The organism is Nitratireductor sp. B36 (assembly GCF_020833685.1).
GTDB lineage: Bacteria > Pseudomonadota > Alphaproteobacteria > Rhizobiales > Rhizobiaceae > Nitratireductor.
In genome coordinates, this window is sequence record NZ_JACKZY010000003.1 from 262,997 (window position 1) to 279,200 (window position 16,204).

General features: G+C 61.8%; 16 protein-coding genes. 3 read left to right on the plus strand and 13 right to left on the minus strand.

Features of this window, described 5'->3' with window-relative positions:
- Nucleotides 1–721: 721 nt before the first annotated feature.
- The 13 genes from H7H48_RS12975 to H7H48_RS13035 all read right to left on the minus strand — a co-directional run bounded on the left by H7H48_RS12975 (nt 722) and on the right by H7H48_RS13035 (nt 14,112).
- Entirely contained in the window at nt 722–1,129 is a 408-nt protein-coding gene (locus tag H7H48_RS12975; protein WP_007010714.1) for a RidA family protein, read from the minus strand.
- Between the two features lie 57 nt (nt 1,130–1,186).
- The gene (locus H7H48_RS12980) at nt 1,187–1,873 is read right to left on the minus strand and encodes an ABC transporter ATP-binding protein (RefSeq protein WP_229449488.1); all 687 of its coding nucleotides are present in this window, start codon (nt 1,871–1,873) and stop codon (nt 1,187–1,189) included.
- Nucleotides 1,870–2,619 (minus strand): ABC transporter ATP-binding protein, encoded by a 750-nt coding sequence (locus tag H7H48_RS12985; protein WP_229449489.1) that lies wholly within the window; start codon nt 2,617–2,619, stop codon nt 1,870–1,872. Before H7H48_RS12985 ends, H7H48_RS12980 begins: the two co-directional genes overlap by 4 nt.
- Nucleotides 2,612–3,583: a branched-chain amino acid ABC transporter permease gene (locus H7H48_RS12990; protein WP_229449490.1), complete on the minus strand. Its 972-nt coding sequence runs from the start codon at nt 3,581–3,583 to the stop codon at nt 2,612–2,614. The genes H7H48_RS12985 and H7H48_RS12990 overlap by 8 nt, the downstream gene beginning before the upstream one ends.
- A gap of 10 nt (nt 3,584–3,593) precedes the next feature.
- Nucleotides 3,594–4,514 (minus strand): branched-chain amino acid ABC transporter permease, encoded by a 921-nt coding sequence (locus H7H48_RS12995; protein ID WP_229449491.1) that lies wholly within the window; start codon nt 4,512–4,514, stop codon nt 3,594–3,596.
- A gap of 175 nt (nt 4,515–4,689) precedes the next feature.
- The gene (locus H7H48_RS13000) at nt 4,690–5,826 is read right to left on the minus strand and encodes an ABC transporter substrate-binding protein (protein ID WP_065816802.1); all 1,137 of its coding nucleotides are present in this window, start codon (nt 5,824–5,826) and stop codon (nt 4,690–4,692) included.
- A 185-nt stretch (nt 5,827–6,011) separates the two neighbouring features.
- Entirely contained in the window at nt 6,012–6,845 is an 834-nt protein-coding gene (kynA, locus tag H7H48_RS13005; RefSeq protein ID WP_065816803.1) for a tryptophan 2,3-dioxygenase, read from the minus strand.
- Nucleotides 6,846–6,847: 2 nt separating this feature from the next.
- Complete coding sequence (locus tag H7H48_RS13010) at nt 6,848–8,467, minus strand: AMP-binding protein (RefSeq protein WP_229449492.1); 1,620 nt, start codon at nt 8,465–8,467, stop codon at nt 6,848–6,850.
- Between the two features lie 10 nt (nt 8,468–8,477).
- Nucleotides 8,478–9,617: an acyl-CoA dehydrogenase family protein gene (locus H7H48_RS13015; protein WP_229449493.1), complete on the minus strand. Its 1,140-nt coding sequence runs from the start codon at nt 9,615–9,617 to the stop codon at nt 8,478–8,480.
- Complete coding sequence (locus H7H48_RS13020) at nt 9,617–10,429, minus strand: enoyl-CoA hydratase family protein (protein WP_229449494.1); 813 nt, start codon at nt 10,427–10,429, stop codon at nt 9,617–9,619. Before H7H48_RS13020 ends, H7H48_RS13015 begins: the two co-directional genes overlap by 1 nt.
- Nucleotides 10,426–10,902 carry a MarR family winged helix-turn-helix transcriptional regulator gene (locus H7H48_RS13025; protein WP_229449495.1) on the minus strand — a complete coding sequence of 159 codons (477 nt, stop codon included), beginning with the start codon at nt 10,900–10,902 and terminating at the stop codon, nt 10,426–10,428. Before H7H48_RS13025 ends, H7H48_RS13020 begins: the two co-directional genes overlap by 4 nt.
- Nucleotides 10,896–11,654: an SDR family NAD(P)-dependent oxidoreductase gene (locus H7H48_RS13030; RefSeq protein ID WP_229449496.1), complete on the minus strand. Its 759-nt coding sequence runs from the start codon at nt 11,652–11,654 to the stop codon at nt 10,896–10,898. Before H7H48_RS13030 ends, H7H48_RS13025 begins: the two co-directional genes overlap by 7 nt.
- A gap of 166 nt (nt 11,655–11,820) precedes the next feature.
- Nucleotides 11,821–14,112, minus strand: a complete 2,292-nt coding sequence (locus H7H48_RS13035; RefSeq protein WP_229449497.1) for a bifunctional salicylyl-CoA 5-hydroxylase/oxidoreductase — start codon at nt 14,110–14,112, stop codon at nt 11,821–11,823.
- A gap of 205 nt (nt 14,113–14,317) precedes the next feature.
- On the opposite strand from H7H48_RS13035, the gene H7H48_RS13040 reads away from it, so the two are divergent.
- The 3 genes from H7H48_RS13040 (at nt 14,318) to H7H48_RS13050 (ending at nt 16,202) form a co-directional block, all read left to right on the plus strand.
- Nucleotides 14,318–15,148 carry an alpha/beta hydrolase gene (locus H7H48_RS13040; RefSeq protein ID WP_229449498.1) on the plus strand — a complete coding sequence of 277 codons (831 nt, stop codon included), beginning with the start codon at nt 14,318–14,320 and terminating at the stop codon, nt 15,146–15,148.
- A 55-nt stretch (nt 15,149–15,203) separates the two neighbouring features.
- Complete coding sequence (locus H7H48_RS13045) at nt 15,204–15,440, plus strand: Lrp/AsnC ligand binding domain-containing protein (protein ID WP_007010700.1); 237 nt, start codon at nt 15,204–15,206, stop codon at nt 15,438–15,440.
- Nucleotides 15,441–15,518: 78 nt separating this feature from the next.
- Nucleotides 15,519–16,202, plus strand: a complete 684-nt coding sequence (locus H7H48_RS13050; RefSeq protein WP_229449499.1) for a D-lyxose/D-mannose family sugar isomerase — start codon at nt 15,519–15,521, stop codon at nt 16,200–16,202.
- Nucleotides 16,203–16,204 lie beyond the last annotated feature (2 nt).

Genomic DNA, 16,204 nt, shown 5'->3' on the forward strand with positions numbered 1-16,204 from the left:
GGCGCCAGGCACCCTCGTCCTTCGACAGGCTCAGGATGAGGGTTGCTGGAAGCTCCGGCCTTCTTCAAACGTGAAATGCGGATGCAGGAGCATATGCCACGCGTGGCGCGATGAAGCTGACCGGTACGGCGCCAGGCACTCTCGCCCGTCGACGAGCTCAGGATGAGGGGTACTGGAAGCTCCGTGCTTTCTTCAAACGTGAAATGCGGATGCAGTAGCATATGCCACGCGTGGCGCGATGAAGTTCACCGGTACGGCGCCAGGCACCCTCGTCCTTCGACAGGCTCAGGATGAGGGTTGCTGGAAGCTCCGGCCTTCTTCAAACGTGAAATGTGGATGCGGGAGCATATGCCACGCGTGACGCGGTGAAGCTGACCGGTACCGCGCCAGGCACCCTCGCCCTTCGACAGGCTCAGGATGAGGGTTACTGGAAGCTCCGTGCCTTCTTCAAACGTGAAACGCGGATGCAGGAGCATATGCCACGCGTGGCGCGATGAAGCTGACCGGTACGGCGCCAGGCACCCTCGCCCTTCGACAGGCTCAGGATGAGGTTTGCTGGAAGCCCCGTGCCTTCTTCAAACGTGAAACGCGCACGCAGAAATATACACCGTACGTAGCGCTACCGCTTTTCTGAGCGGGTTAAAGAGCCCTCACCCTGAGCTTGTCGAAGGGCGAGGGCGCTTGGCTCCGGAGCAAAGTGCTTGCGACGAGCGTCGTTGGGCTAATCGGGCAGGACCGCCGTGGCCTCGATTTCCACCTTCGCTTCGTCCTCGATGAGCGCGGTGACCTGAACGACGCTCATGGGCGGGAAGTTGCGGCCCATGACGGAGCGATAGGCTTCGCCCAGCTCGCGCAGGCGGGTGGCGTAGGCTTGCTTGTCGGTGATGAACCAGGTGAGGCGCACCACATGCTCCGGGCCGGCGCCGGCTTCCTTCAGAAGCGTGACGATGTTTTCAAGCGCCTGTCGCACCTGGGCGATGAAATCGTCCGTCTCGAACACCTGATTGCCGTTCCAGCCGATCTGTCCACCAAGGAAGACGGTGCGCCCCCTTGCAACAACACCATTGGAATACCCTCTGGCCGGAACCCAGTCGGCGGGCTGGAGAATCTGGTGAAGCGGGACAGTCATGCTATTTCCTTCGTGCTTGGGAACTAAGGTCAGTCGATCCTGACCGTAAAGGCGTGGTCACACGCCGAGAAAGCGCTCCTGGATCTCATCCGTGAGTGCGGAGGGTGCACCGGTCCATGCGGTGCGGCCTTTTTCGAGAATGACGCAGCGATCCGCAACGGGCAAAAGCTCGCTGAGAGTCTTGTCGACGATCAGGATCGACTGGCCTTCCGCGCGGATGGCGCGGATGGCGCGCCAGATATCCTGACGGATCACCGGGGCAAGCCCTTCGGTCGCCTCGTCGAGAATGAGCAGGCGCGGATTGGTGGCCAGCGCCCGGCCAATGGCGAGCATCTGCTGCTCGCCGCCAGAAAGTGTGCGCGCATATTGATCGCGCCGCTCCGCCAGGCGCGGGAACAGCGCGTTCACGCCATCGAGCGTCCACTTGCCCGGACGGGCAGCGGCGAGGATGTTTTCTTCCACCGTCAGGTTCGGGAAGCAGCGGCGGCCTTCCGGCACCAGCCCGACACCCAGCCGCGCGATGCGGTGCGGCTTGAGGCGCATGATATCTTTGCCGGCAAAGTTTATGCTGCCTGACTGTGCGGGCGTGAGGTGGCAGACGGAGCGGATCGTCGTCGTCTTGCCCATGCCGTTACGGCCCATCAGCGCCACTGCCTCGCCTTCCTCGACCGAAAGGTCGACGCCGAACAGCGCCTGCGATTTGCCGTAGAAGGTTTTCAGATCCCGGATGTCGAGCAGCTTCATGCGCCGTCTCCCAGATAGGCTTCGCGCACGGCGGGATGATTGCGGATGTCGTCCACCGTGCCGGTGGCGATGATCCGCCCATAGACGAGGACCGAGATGCGGTCGGCAAGGGCGAAGACGGCGTCCATGTCATGCTCGATCAGGAGGATCGGCGCTTCGGCTCGAAGCCCGTCAAGAAAAGTTGTGAGCGCCTGCGAGCCTTCGGGCCCCATGCCGGCCATGGGCTCATCCAGCAAAAACGCCTTTGCGCCGAGCGCCAGGGCGATGGCGATTTCGAGCTGGCGGCGTTCGCCGTGCGAAAGCTCGGCGGCGGACACGTCAGCGCGGTCCGACAGGCCGACGCGGGCAAGCGCTTCATGAGCGGGCTCGGTCAGGCTTCTGTCGTGCATGACGGGTTTGAAGAAACGGAAGCTGGAACCCTGTCGCGCCTGCACCGCGAGCATCACATTGCGCAGGGCGGAAAATTCCGGGGCGAGTGACGAGACCTGAAATGTGCGGCCCATGCCAAGCCGCGCGCGGGCGGCCACATCGAGCGGTTTCACATCGCGGCCCTCGAAACGGATTTCGCCGCTGTCCGGCTTCAGCGAGCCGGCAATCTGATGAATGAGGGTCGATTTGCCGGCACCGTTCGGGCCGATCAGGGCGTGTATTTCACCCGGCCTGAGATCGAGGCTCACACCATCAGTCGCCTTCAGCGCGCCGAAGCTTTTTCTCAGGTCACGGATATCGAGAATGGGTTCAGCCATGACGCGCCCTCCCGGCCAGAAGGCCCATCACGCCGCCGCGGGCAAACAGCACCACGGCCAGCAGGATCAGCCCGAGGAAAAACTGCCAATGCTCTGTGATGCCGCCCAGCGCGAACTCGAACAGGACATAGACGATGGCGCCCGCGAGCGGCCCGGCAAGCCGGCCGACCCCGCCGATGATAATCAAAACGATCAGCTCGCCCGACATGTGCCAGGAAAACATGGATGGGCTGACGAAGCGGTTGAGATCGGCAAAAAGCGCTCCGGCGAGCGCCGTCATCATCGCGGAGATGACGAAGGCCACCAAACGCACCCTGAACGGGCCGATGCCGACGGCGGCAAGCCGCGTATCGTTCTGTCGCCCGGCCTGAAGTGCAGCACCGAAGCGGGAATCCCGTATCAGCGCGAAAAAGACGAGGCCGATCACCAGAAGGCCAAAACAGATGAGGAAGAAGCTCATCGGGGCGAGTGTGTTCGTGCCGGGGAAGGTGTTGCGGACATAGATCGAAAGACCGTCCTCGCCTCCATAGGCGGGCCAGGAGATGGCGAAATAGTAGATCATCTGCGCGAAGGCGAGGGTGATCATGATGAAGTAGACGCCGGAGGTCCTGAGCGAAATCAGGCCGATCAGAACGGCAACGAGCCCGGCGGCGATCGCGCCGGCGATCCAGATGACAATCATCTGGTTGGTGCCGGGCAGGCCGAGGAGAAGCGGTTCGCTGTTGAAGGCGTGGGTGGCTAGAATGCCTGCCGCATAGCCGCCAATGCCGAAGAAGGCGGCATGGCCGAAGGAGACCAGCCCGCCGAGACCGAGCGCGATGTTGAGCCCGGTGGCGGCAAGGCCGAGGATCGCCATGCGGGTCGCAAGCGTGATGTAGAAGGTCTCGCCCATCGCCTGCGCGATGAAGGCTGCAGCGAGAAGGCCGGCGACGATGACGATGCTGATGGTTGTTTCGCGTGTCATGGCCTGTCCCTCATGCATTCGCCGCGAACAGGCCCTGCGGCCTGAAAGCGAGGATGAGGGCCATGACGATGTAGATCAGCATGGAGGCAAGCGCTGCGCCGACGGTTGCGGCTTCGGAATTGGGCATGAACAGGCCGAAGACATGCGGCAGCAGAAAGCGGCCAAGCGTTTCTGTCAGCCCCACCAGTATGGAGCCGACCAGCGCGCCCTTGATGGAGCCGATGCCGCCAATGACGATGACCACGAAGGCGAGGATCAGCACCGGCTCGCCCATGCCCACCTGCACCGACTGAAGCGCGCCGACCATCGCGCCGGCAAGGCCGGCAAGGGCAGCGCCCAGCGCGAAAACGAGCGTGTAGAGCGTGCCGATGTCGATGCCGAGGGCGCCGATCATTTCACGGTCGGACTCGCCGGCGCGGATGCGCATGCCAAGGCGCGTCTTGCCGATCAGGAGATAGAGCCCGATGGCAACCGCGATGCCGACGCCGATCACCGCGAGACGGTAGATGGGGTATTGCGCGCCGCCGGGCAGGTGCACCGCGCCGGAAAGAAGCTGCGGAATGTCGAGATAGAGCGGGAAGGAGCCGAAAACCCAGCGCGTGCCCTCGGAGAAGATGAGGATCAGCGCGAAGGTGGCGAGCACCTGATCGAGATGGTCGCGTTCGTAAAGCCGTCTTATGACGAGGATTTCGACCAGCGCGCCAGCGGCGGCGGCGGCAGCGAGACTGGCGACGAGGCCGAGCCAGAAGGAGCCGGTCGCTGCGGCCACGGTCGCGCAGGCAAATGCGCCGACCATGAAGAGCGAACCATGCGCAAGGTTGATGAGCCCCATGACGCCGAAGATCAGCGTCAGGCCGGCGGCCATCAGAAACAGCATCACGCCGAACTGCAGGCCATTCAGGATTTGCTCTATGAGAAGGGTCAGGGACACGGGGAATTTTCACCGTCTGGTTTTTGGGGAGGAGCGCTGCGTGGACGCCTCCCTCTCCCCGTTCACGGGGAGAGGGTGAGGGTGAGGGGCTGCGCCATGATCTGCAAACATGGGCGCCCGCCCCTCATCCGCCTGCCGGCACCTTCTCCCCGCCAGCGGGGAGAAGGAGGCTGTCCTACATCTTGCACTCGGCCGCGTAGGCGTCCTTGTGATCGGTGAATGCGGTGGCCACGATCTTGTTGGTCAGCGTGTCACCATCCTTCACCACCTCGCGGACATAGAAATCCTGGATCGGGTGGTTGTTGGTGTTGAAAGAGAATTTTCCGCGAACGGAATCGAAATCCGCTTCCTTCAACGCCGCGCGGAAGGCGTCCTTATCCTTCACGCTTGCCTTTTCGGCGGCAGAAAGGATGAGGTTTGCCGTGTCATACCCTTGCGCGGCATAGACGGAGGGCAGGCGGCCATAGGCTTCCTTGAAGCCTTCGACGAAAGCCTTGTTGGCCTCATTGTCGAGATCATAGGCCCAGGAAGCGGTGTTTTTCACCCCAAGCGCCGCATCGCCAATGGCGGGCAGCACGTCCTGGCTGAAGGAGAAAGCAGGTCCAAGCAGCGGCAGGCCAACGCCCGACTGGGCATATTGCTTGGTGAAGGCAATGCCCATGCCGCCCGGTAGGAAGATGAACACCGAATCCGCACCCGAAGCGCGAATCTGGGCGATCTCGGCGGCATAGTCCGTCTGACCGAGCTTGGTGTAGACCTCACCCGCCAGTTCACCCTTGTAGAAGCGCTTGAAGCCGGTCAGCGAATCTTTGCCGGCCGGATAGTTGGGCGCCATGATGAAGGTCTTTTTGTAGTCCTTGTTGGCGGCCTCGCCCATCGCCTCGTGGAAATTGTCGTTCTGATAGGCGACGTTGAAATAGCTCGGGCTGCATCCGGCACCGGCAAGGGCCGAGGGGCCGGCGTTGACTGACAGATAGATCACGTCCTGCGCCGTGGCCGACGGCACGACCGCCATGGCCAGGTTCGACCAGATGATGCCGGTCATCAGGTCCACCTTGTCGCTCTGGATCATCTTGTCGGCGATCTGGACCGCAAGTTCCGGCTTCTGGGCGTCGTCTTCAATAACGACATCGACTTCCTTGTTGCCGGACTGCTCGATGGCGAGCATGAAACCGTCGCGGGCATCAATGCCAAGGCCTGCGCCGCCGCCCGAAAGCGTGGTGATCATGCCGATCTTGATCGGTTCGGCGAAGGCGTTTCCGGCGACGCTTGCCGAAAGGGCAAGCAGGCTTGCTGCAAGTAGCTTCTTCATGTGTGTTCTCCCTTTTTTGTTCCCGTTTATCTGCTGGGCAGGTGTTTGCCCCTCATCCGCCTGCCGGCACCTTCTCCCCGCAAGCGAGGAGAAGGGGGCTGAATGCAACGTTTATGCCTCCCTCGCCCGGCTTGCGGGGAGAGGGTAAGGGTGAGGGGCTGGTGCGGCGGTTCATCATCATCTCCTCACATGTCCGTTCGAACTCTCCAGAGCTCGGGGAATAGTTCCACATCCAGCATCTTGCGCAAGTAGGAAACGCCGGATGTGCCGCCGGTCCCGCGTTTCAGCCCGATGATCCGTTCGACGGTGGTCACGTGGTTGAAGCGCCAGCGGCGGAAATAGTCTTCGAAATCAATCAGTTTTTCGGCCAGCTCGTAAAGCGCCCAATGTGCATCGGGCCGCGCATAGACTGCCTTCCATGCGGCCTGAACCTGTTCATTGGACTCGCGCTTCTCACGCCAGCTCGTCCGCTCCGCATCGGGGCCAATGTCGAAACCGTTGCGCGCCAGAAGCTGCAGCGCCTCGTCATAGAGGCTGGGCTCGGCCAGAATTTCTTCAAGCCGCGCCGTAATCTGCGGCAGATCGGAGTGCGGCTTGAGCATGGCAAGATTTCTATTGCCGGCCAGAAACTCGATGGAGCGATATTGCCACGACTGGAAGCCCGAGGACTGGCCAAGCGCATCGCGGAAGGTGGAATACTCGCTGGGCGTCATGGTGCGCAGTACGTCCCAGGCGCTGTTCAACTGCTCGAAGATGCGTGCCACGCGGGTCAGCATCTTGAAGGCCGGGCGCAGGCGGTCTTCGGCGATGGCCGCGCGTGCGGAGCGGATCTCGGTGATGGCGAGTTTCATCCAGAGCTCGGAGGTCTGGTGCTGGATGATGAACAGCAGCTCATCACGCGCTTCAGACAGGGGTTCCTGCGCATCGAGGATCTTTTCCAGATGCAGATAGTCGCTGTAGGACATGGGCGGCTTGATATCCGCTGCCCTGTCGTCGTCGAGCTCCGGCTGGCTTGCCATGGTCAGTTTTTCTCCCGCAGGCGGAAACGCTGGATCTTGCCCGTCTCGGTCTTCGGCAGAGCGTCCAGAAACTTGATGGAACGTGGATATTTGTAAGGCGCGATTGCTGCCTTCACGTGGTCCTGAAGCCGTTTCACCGTGAGCTCATCGCGCGCGACCCCTTCGGCCAGCACCACATGGGCTTCGACAATCTGTCCGCGCTCCTCGCTCGGTGCACCGATGACGGCGCATTCCATGACCTCGGCATGGGCAAGCAATGCCGCTTCCACCTCGGGACCGGCGATGTTGTAGCCTGCAGAGACGATCATGTCGTCGGAGCGGGCTGCGAAATGGAAGCGGCCGTCCTCATCCTGATAAAAGCTGTCGCCCGTCAGATTCCAGCCGTCGCGGACATACTCCTTCTGCCGTTCGTCGGCGAGATAGCGGCAGCCGGTCGGGCCGCGCACGGCCAGTCGGCCGGTTTCGCCGCGCGGCAGTTCGTTCATGTCTTCATCAACGATCCGCGCTTCATAGCCCGTCACCGGGCGGCCCGTGGTGGCGGGATGACGATCATCGAAACGGTTGGAGATGAAGATATGCAGCATCTCGGTTGCGCCAATACCGTCGAGGATCGGTTTGCCTGTCTTTTCCGTCCACGCCTCGAACACCGGGCCGGGCAGGGTCTCGCCCGCCGAGACGGCAACGCGGAGCGAGGAGAGATCCGCCCCCTCGTCCATCGCCGCCATCATGGCGCGGTAGGCGGTGGGAGCAGTGAAGCTCACCGTGGCACGGTATTTTTCGATGATCTCGATCATATTGGGCGGGGTGGCGCTTTCAAGCAGCGTCGCCGTTGCGCCAAAACGCAAGGGAAAGATCGCCAGACCGCCAAGCCCGAAGGTGAAGGCGAGCGGTGGCGAGCCGACGAACACATCGTCAGGCGTGACCTGAAGCACTTCCTTCGCATAGGCATCGGCGATGATCAGCAGATCGCGATGGAAATGCATGGTCGCCTTGGGCGTGCCGGTGGTGCCGGAGGTGAACCCCAGAAGCGCGACATCGTCACGACCGGTTTTGACGGCATCGAACTGAACAGGCTTGTCGAGGGCGATGCGGTCTAGCTCGGCGTCGAAATTGGCGGTGCCGTCGAAGCCGACGACTTTCTTGAGGAATTTGCTGTCCTTGGCGCAGGCGACGAGCTCGTCCTTGATGCGGGTGTCGCACAGCGCAAGGCCGATCTCTGCCTTGTCGACAATCTTGGCCAGTTCGCCGGCGCGCAGCATCGGCATGGTGTTGACGACAACTGCGCCTGCCTTCGTGGCGGCCAGCCAGCACGCCACCATGGCCGGGTTGTTGGCCGAGCGGATGAGGATTCGGTTGCCCGGCTTGACGCCGTAATCTTCCACCAGCGCATGGGCGAGGCGGCTCGTCCAGTCTGCCAGTTCCTTGTATGTGCGTCGCCGGCCATTGCCGATCAGCGCCACGCGGTCGCCAAAACCACGCTCGACCATGCGGTCGGTCAGTTCGACGCCGGCATTCAGATAGTCGGGGTATTCAAAACCGTCGAGCAGGAATTCCGGCCATTGGTCCTGCGGCGGGAGATTGTCCCGCGCGAATGTGTCTGTGTGACCCGTCGGTCCGAGCATATGTTCACCCTCATTTTATCTGCCGTGCAATGACGACTTTCTGGACGTCTGATGCGCCCTCATAGATGCGCAGAGCCCTGATCTCCCGGTAAAGGCTCTCCACGATATGTCCGCGGCGCACGCCATCACCGCCGTGGATTTGCACTGCCTTGTCGATGACCTGCTGTGCGCGGTCGGTGGCGAAGAGTTTTGCCATGGCAGCCTCGCGGGTCACGCGCGGCGCGCCCATGTCCTTGGTCCATGCGGCGCGGTAAATGAGGAGAGCGGCAGCGTCGACATCAAGCGCCATATCCGCGATGTGGCCCTGCACCATCTGCAGGTCGAACAGCGGTGCGCCGAAAAGCTCGCGGCTGCCTGCCCGGTCCAGTGTCTCGTCCAGCGCGCGACGCGCAAAGCCGAGTGCGGCCGCACCCACGGTCGAGCGGAACACGTCGAGCACCGACATGGCGATCTTGAATCCTTCGCCCGGCTTGCCGATCAGTGCGGAGGCCGGCACGCGCACATCGTTGAAAGAGAGCCGCGCCAACGGATGCGGCGCGATCACGTCCAGACGTTCTGCGACCTCCAGCCCCGGCGTGTCCGCAGGGACGAGAAAGGCGGAGATGCCCTTCGCGCCCGGCGCTTCGCCGGTGCGGGCAAAGACCGTGTAGAGATCGGCGATGCCACCATTGGAAATCCAGGTCTTTTCGCCTGAAAGCACATAATCATCGCCATCGCGGGTGGCGGTCATGTCCATGTTTGCGACGTCCGAACCGGAGCGTGGCTCGGAAAGGGCGAAGGCGGATATAGCCTTGCCGGCGCGGGTCCTGTCGAGCCATTGCTGCTGTTCGGGCGTGCCGAACAGGCTGATCGCGCCGGTGCCGAGCCCCTGCATGGCGAAGGCGAAATCGGCCAGCCCGTCATGACGGGCCAGCGTTTCGCGCGTCAGGCAAAGCGTGCGCACATCGAGCGGGCCGGGATTGGCGGTGTCGAGCGCGGTGGGCTTCAGGAAGCCGGCTTCGCCGAGCCGCGCAACGAGGTCGCGGCAGGCGGCGTCCACATCGCTGTGGTCGACGGGGAGGTTTTGGGCGCACCATGCGTCGAGTTTATCGGCCCAGTCGCGGTGGCGCTGTTCGAAGAAGGGCCAGTCGAGGAAGGAGCGGTCAGGCATCAATCCCCCTCAAATACCGGTTTTTCCTTGGCGACGAACGCCCGGTACGCCCGCTCGAAATCCTTTGTCTGCATGCAGATGGCCTGGGCCTGGGCTTCTGCCTCGATGGCCTGTTCGAGACCCATCGACCATTCCTGATTAAGCTGCGTCTTGGTGATGCCGTGCGCAAAGGTCGGCCCGGCAGCGATCCGCGAGGCCATGGACAACGCTTCTGTTTCCAGTGCGTCGGCGGCCACGAGCCGGTTATAGAAACCCCAGCGCTCGCCTTCTTCGGCGCTCATGGAGCGGCCGGTGTAAAGCAGCTCCGCCGCACGGCCCTGACCGATGATGCGGGGCAGCATGGCGCAGGCGCCCATGTCGCAGCCGGCAAGCCCGACACGGGTGAACAGGAAAGCCGTTTTCGCTTCTGGTGTGGCGAGCCGCATATCCGAAGCCATTGCGATGATCGCGCCAGCTCCGACAGCCACGCCGTCGACCGCCGAAATGATCGGCTTGTTGCAGGCGATCATGGCCTTGACCAGATCGCCGGTCATGCGGGTGAAGGCGAGCAGGCCCTTCATGTCCATATCGACCAGCGGGCCGATGATGTCGTGCACATCTCCACCCGAGCAGAAATTGCCGCCATTGGGCAGGAACACGACCGCGTCCACATCATCCGCATAGGGCAGGGCGCGGAACGTGTCGCGCAGCTCCGCATAGGAATCGAAGGTGAGCGGATTCTTGCGGTCCGGGCGGTCGAGCTGGATCAGCGCGACGCTGCCTTCCATGCGCCATATGAAATGCTTCGGCTTCAGGTTGGCCATGGTGCTCATACGCCGCCCTCCCAATTGCTTTCGAATGTCTTGAGCGTGCCGGCAAGCGCGCGCGCCTCATCTTCCGGCAAATTGCCGAGAAGTTCGTCGATCCAGCGCTCATGAGCTTCGGCCATCGCCGCGAAAGCCTCCTTGCCGGCCGGTGTCAGCTTGATGATGGAGGTGCGGCGGTCGCCATCGCGCTTGGTTCGACTGGCCAGACCATCGGTCACCAGCCGCTCGACAATGCCGGTCACATTGCCGTTCGAAACAAGCAGGAAGCGCGATATGTCGCTCATCGCCATACCTTCGGGTGCACGGTCGAGGGCCGAGAGCACATCAAAGCGGGGCAGGGTCGTGTCGAAGCGGGTCTTGAGCCTTTCGCGCAGAACGGCTTCGATGAGGCGCGAGGCACGCAGGATCCTGATCCACAGGCGCAGACGTTCCTTTGCCGGAGCTCCGCTGCGGACGGAAGCCAGGGGGGCGCTTACCATGTTTCACCTCCAGAGATGGAAATCGACTGGCCGGTGACCGACGAGGCGGCCGGACTGACGAGCCACAATGCCGCCGCCGCCACTTCATCCGGCTGGATCAGCCGGCCATGGGGATTGGCTTCGACAAAACCCTTGCGGGCTTCTTCGTGGCTGCGCCCGGTCTTCTCGACCACGCGCTCGATGGATTCTTCCAGCATCTCGGTTTCCACGTAACCGGGACAGATGGCATTGACCGTGACGCCGGTCTTGACCAGTTCCACGGAAAGCGCCCGCATGAGCCCGATGACGCCGTGCTTGGATGCGACATAGGGCGCGACATAGGCATAGCCCTTGAGGCCAGCGACGGAGGCGACGAAGATGATGCGCCCGCTGCCGCGCTTTGCCATCGGAGAAAGCGCGGGCTTCACCGTGAGGAACGCGCCGGTCATGTTGACGTCGAGGATGCGGTTCCAGTCTTCGAGCTTCGTGCGATGGGCCGGCGCGCTGGATGCCGTGCCGGCATTGGCGATGACAATGTCAAAGGGCCTGCGTGCGGCTTCTGCCGTTTCATAGAGCGCCTGCATGGAGGCTTCGTCGGTCACGTCGGCGGTCTGCGCGTGGATGCGCTCGTGGCGAGCGGCGACTTTTTCCAGCGGCTCGGCACGCCGCCCGCATATGGTGACGTCGATGCCGGCTTCCGCGAGGGAGAGCGCGATCGCTTCGCCGACGCCCGTTCCGCCGCCTGTCACGAGTGCGTGGCGTGAACTGGTCATTGTGCTGGCCTTTTCCTTGAAGTCTGGCGATGCCCCTCATCCGCCTGCCGGCACCTTCTCCCCGCACGCGGGGAGAAGGACGAAGCGGCGACGTCTATACCCCCTTCTCCCCTTGGGCGGGGAGAAGGTGAGGATGAGGGGCAGAGCAGGCATTCGGAAAACATCGTCAAACCTTCCCCGTCATCTGTTCGGCCCGCTCGGCGAGCCGGTAGAGCTGATCGCGGCCTGGCAGATAGGGATCGGGCCAGGTCACGCTCTTGTCTCCAAGGGTTGCCGCAGCGTGGAGCGTCCAATAGGGATCGGCCAGATGCGGGCGGGCGAGGCAGACGAGGTCGGCGCGGCCGGCCATCAAGATCGAATTGACGTGATCCGGCTCGTAGATATTGCCGACGGCCATGGTCGCCATGCCGGTCTCGTTGCGGATGCGGTCGGAGAAGGGCGTCTGGAACATGCGTCCATAGACGGGGCGGGCGCGCTTCGAGGTCTGGCCTGCCGAGACGTCGCAAATGTCCACACCCGCATCCTGCAGCATGCGGGCGATCTCGACGGCCTCCTCCGGCGTCACGCCTTCATCGCCGACCCAGTCATTGGCAGAAATGCGCACCGAGATGGGTTTGTCGTCTGGCCAGACAGCCCGCACAGCATGGAAGATCTCCAGCGGATAGCGCATGCGGTTCTCAAGGCTTCCGCCATATTCATCCTCGCGCCGGTTGGTGAGCGGCGATATGAAGGACGACAGGAGATAGCCATGGGCGCAGTGCAGTTCGAGCATGTCGAACCCGCAGCGCTCGGCCATTTCTGCAGCGGAAACGAACTGGTCGCGCACCATGTCCATATCGGCGCGATCCATGGCCTTGGGTGTCTGGTTCTTTTCTGACCAGGACACATCGGAAGCAGCCAGAAGCGGCCAGTTGCCTTCTTTCAGCGGCGCGTCCATTTCCTCCCAGCCGAGCTGGGTGGAGCCCTTCGGACCGGAATGGCCGATCTGCGCGCAGATCTTCGCATCCGTTTCCCGATGAACGAAATCGACGATGCGTGTCCACGCGGCTTCGTGCTCGGGCTTGTAGAAGCCAGGGCATCCGGGCGTGATGCGCCCCTCGGGGCTGACACAGGTCATCTCAATATAGACAAGGCCTGCGCCGCCTTTGGCGCGCTCGCAATAATGCACCATGTGCCAGTCGGTCGGGCAGCCGTCGACAGCCTTGTACTGGGCCATGGGTGAGACCACGACGCGGTTTTTCAGCGTAAGACCGCGCAGCTTGTAGGGCGCGAACATGGGCGGGCGGGGGGTATTGTCTTCGGCACCGGCCTGCTGCTGGAACCAGCTTTCGGCGCCTGAGAGCCATTCGGGGTCGCGCAGGCGCAGGTTCTCATGGCTGATGCGCTGCGAGCGGGTGAGCAGCGAATAGTTGAACTGCACCGGATCGAGATCGAGATAGCGCTCCACCTCCTCGAACCATTCCAGCGAGTTGCGTGCCGCCGACTGAAGACGCAGGACTTCCAGACGCCTTGCATCCTCGTATTTGTCGAAGGCTTCCTTCAGCGTCGGCTCGGTGTGGAGATATTCGGCCAGGGCAATGGCACTCTCGAGCGCCAGCTTGGTGCCTGAGCCGATGGAGAAGTGGGCGCTGGCGGCGGCGTCGCCCATCAGCGCGATGTTTTCATGCGACCAGCGCTCGCAAAGGACACGCGGGAAGTTGATCCACGCTGACCCGCGAATGTGGTTGGCATTGGTCATCAGGCTGTGGCCACCCAGATGATCCTTGAAGATCCGCTCGCAGACGGCGATGGATTCCTGCTGGCTCATCTCGCCAAAGCCGAATTTCTCCCAGGTCTCCGGGCCGCATTCCACGATGAAGGTCGCGGTGTCGTCGTCGAACTGGTAGGCGTGTGCCCAGACCCAGCCATGCTCGGTCTTTTCGAAGATGAAGGTGAAGGCGTCGTCGAATTTCTGATGCGTGCCGAGCCAGACGAACTTGCACTTGCGCACGTCGATGTCGGGCTTGAACACATCCGCAAATGTGGTGCGGGTCTTGGAGTTCAAGCCATCGGCCGCCAGCACCATGTCGTATTCGGCCATGAAGGGGCGGGGGTCGTCGATCTCAGTCTGAAACTGGAGATTGATGCCAAGCTCACGGGCGCGTTCCTGCAGGAGGATGAGGAGGCGCATGCGGCCGATGCCACAGAAACCGTGTCCCGTTGAGAGGGTGCGCACGCCCTGGTGCACCACGGCGATGTCGTCCCAATAGGCGAAATGTTCGCGGATGCGTTCGGCGCTTACCGGATCGTTTTCAGCCAGATTGTCGAGGGTCTCGTCGGAAAGAACCACGCCCCAGCCGAATGTGTCGTCTGGCTTGTTTCGTTCAAAAACCGTGATGTCGTGAGCCGCATTCCGCAGCTTCATCGAGATTGCGAAGTAGAGGCCTGCCGGGCCCCCGCCGAGAACAGCAACTTTCATGCTCGCGCTCCTTCCTCCCAGGATCGCTTAACACCTGGCCTTATAAGCTCGGAGCATTGCACCGGAGAAACGATATTTCAAGTATGAAATTTTAAGGTTGAAATATATCCGGTCTGGACGCAGTCTACACGACGCAGTGTGATGATGACAGAATACCCCGGCAAGGCCAAGCAGGGTGTTTCGGCATCGGCAGATGGAGGGGCGTGTGTTCTATCATCAGATCAACGATTGGGACGATGCTTATGCCAATGGAGCAAACATCCCACGAGGAGACCGATGGCCTGGCGTTTGGGTAGAACCTGCGCAGGCCTACCGCGATGGGCTTTCGGCTGCAGGACGCGCCGAACTCGACCTGCCCTATGGCGATGGTGCGCGCAATCGGTTTGATCTTTTCCTACCGGAGGGTAAGCCAGCCGGGCTCGTGGTCTTCATCCATGGTGGCTTTTGGTTGAAGCTCGACAAAAGCTACTGGTCGCATCTGGCTGCCGGCGCGGTGGATAGTGGTTACGCGGTTGCCATGCCGTCCTACACGCTGTGTCCCGAAAATTCGATCTCAGGCATTGTGCGCGAGATCGGCGATGCCGTGCGCGCCGCGGCGAAACGCGTTGATGGCCCCCTCATCCTGACCGGACATTCGGCAGGCGGTCATCTCGCATCCCGCATGGCGTGTGAGACGTCGCCCCTGCCCGCAGAGGTGCAGGCACGCCTTCGTCATGTTCTGTCCATTTCCGGGGTGCATGATCTGCGTCCGATGATCAACACCGCCATGAACGAGAATCTTAAGATCACGCCTGAAGAGGCGCGGGCTGAAAGCCCGGCCTTGCTGGCGCCTTTGCCAGGCGTCAGGCTGACTTGCTGGGTCGGAGCTTCGGAGCGAAGCGAATTCCTGCGCCAGAATGCGTTGCTTGCGAATGTCTGGATCGGTCTTGGCGCAAACACGGCCGCTGTGGAAGAACCAGACCGTCATCATTTCGATGTCATTGACGGCCTCGCGGATTCCGACCATCAGATCGTCCGCTGTCTGTTGACAGCGTAAGTCTGTGGGCCAAGTCTGGCCAGATCCTGTTTAGAATCCGCTCCATGGAGCCCCTATGAGACCTGTTTTCGTTCAATTGCGCTGCAAGCCCGGCAAGACCTATGAGGTGGCCGATGAACTCTACAAGCGCGAAATCGCCTCCGAACTTTACTCCACCAGTGGCGATTACGACCTCCTCATGAAGGTCTATATCGATGATGGCGTGGATATCGGCAAATTCGTCAGTGAGAACATTGCCAACGTGCCGGGTATTCGCCGCTCGCTCACCACGTTGACCTTCAAGGCGTTCTAGAAAACAAACGCCTTGGCGCGGGGTCTCTCTTGCGATACGAACCAACAATCTAAATCGGTTCGCATCTGGGAGGCGTCGGTGAAACGGTCGAAAGTCAATGAGATTCTGCGTGAGGGCGATGCATTCATCCGCTCGTTCGGCTACGTGATGCCGCCCTTCGCGGATTGGACTCCCGATGAGATGAAGCGGAGGCGCGATTCGATCGGCGGGATCGTGGACGCAAGCCTTGGCTGGGACATTACCGATTATGGCCGTGGCGATTTTGATCGATGCGGACTTTTCCTGTTCACGGTTCGCAACGGCAATCAGGAAGATTTGAAGCACGGGCGAGGCATGCTTTATGCCGAGAAAATCATGATCTCCCGGCGGGACCAGCTCGCACCGATGCATACGCATGCGATCAAGGCTGAAGACATCATCAATCGCGGCGGCGGTACGCTTTGCCTGGAACTGTTTGCCTCGGATGCCGAGGGAAACATTGATAGGACAGCACCTGTCAGTGTGCCGACGGATGGCGTGATGCGCCGCTTGGATGCTGGCGGTGTCTTGCGATTGGAGCCCGGTGAAAGTGTAACGCTGTTGCCTGGCACATGGCATGCCTTCTGGGGTGAGAAGAAGGATGTGCTGATCGGTGAGGTTTCCACCGTCAACGATGACGTTACGGACAATATCTTTGCTGATCCGGTTTCGCGTTTTTCCGACATTGAGGAAGACGAAGACCCCTATCGACTGCTGGTCTCCGATTACCCACGCTGGCTCTGAGG

Bases quoted from the DNA above. Each gene is read 5' to 3' on its own strand.
- H7H48_RS12975 (WP_007010714.1), bottom strand. From the start codon at position 1,129: ATGACTGTCCCGCTTCACCAGATTCTCCAGCCCGCCGACTGGGTTCCG.
- H7H48_RS12980 (WP_229449488.1), bottom strand. From the start codon at position 1,873: ATGAAGCTGCTCGACATCCGGGATCTGAAAACCTTCTACGGCAAATCG.
- H7H48_RS12985 (WP_229449489.1), bottom strand. From the start codon at position 2,619: ATGGCTGAACCCATTCTCGATATCCGTGACCTGAGAAAAAGCTTCGGC.
- H7H48_RS12990 (WP_229449490.1), bottom strand. From the start codon at position 3,583: ATGACACGCGAAACAACCATCAGCATCGTCATCGTCGCCGGCCTTCTC.
- H7H48_RS13000 (WP_065816802.1), bottom strand. From the start codon at position 5,826: ATGAAGAAGCTACTTGCAGCAAGCCTGCTTGCCCTTTCGGCAAGCGTC.
- kynA (WP_065816803.1), bottom strand. From the start codon at position 6,845: ATGGCAAGCCAGCCGGAGCTCGACGACGACAGGGCAGCGGATATCAAG.
- H7H48_RS13010 (WP_229449492.1), bottom strand. From the start codon at position 8,467: ATGCTCGGACCGACGGGTCACACAGACACATTCGCGCGGGACAATCTC.
- H7H48_RS13015 (WP_229449493.1), bottom strand. From the start codon at position 9,617: ATGCCTGACCGCTCCTTCCTCGACTGGCCCTTCTTCGAACAGCGCCAC.
- H7H48_RS13020 (WP_229449494.1), bottom strand. From the start codon at position 10,429: ATGAGCACCATGGCCAACCTGAAGCCGAAGCATTTCATATGGCGCATG.
- H7H48_RS13025 (WP_229449495.1), bottom strand. From the start codon at position 10,902: ATGGTAAGCGCCCCCCTGGCTTCCGTCCGCAGCGGAGCTCCGGCAAAG.
- H7H48_RS13030 (WP_229449496.1), bottom strand. From the start codon at position 11,654: ATGACCAGTTCACGCCACGCACTCGTGACAGGCGGCGGAACGGGCGTC.
- H7H48_RS13035 (WP_229449497.1), bottom strand. From the start codon at position 14,112: ATGAAAGTTGCTGTTCTCGGCGGGGGCCCGGCAGGCCTCTACTTCGCA.
- H7H48_RS13045 (WP_007010700.1), top strand. From the start codon at position 15,204: ATGAGACCTGTTTTCGTTCAATTGCGCTGCAAGCCCGGCAAGACCTAT.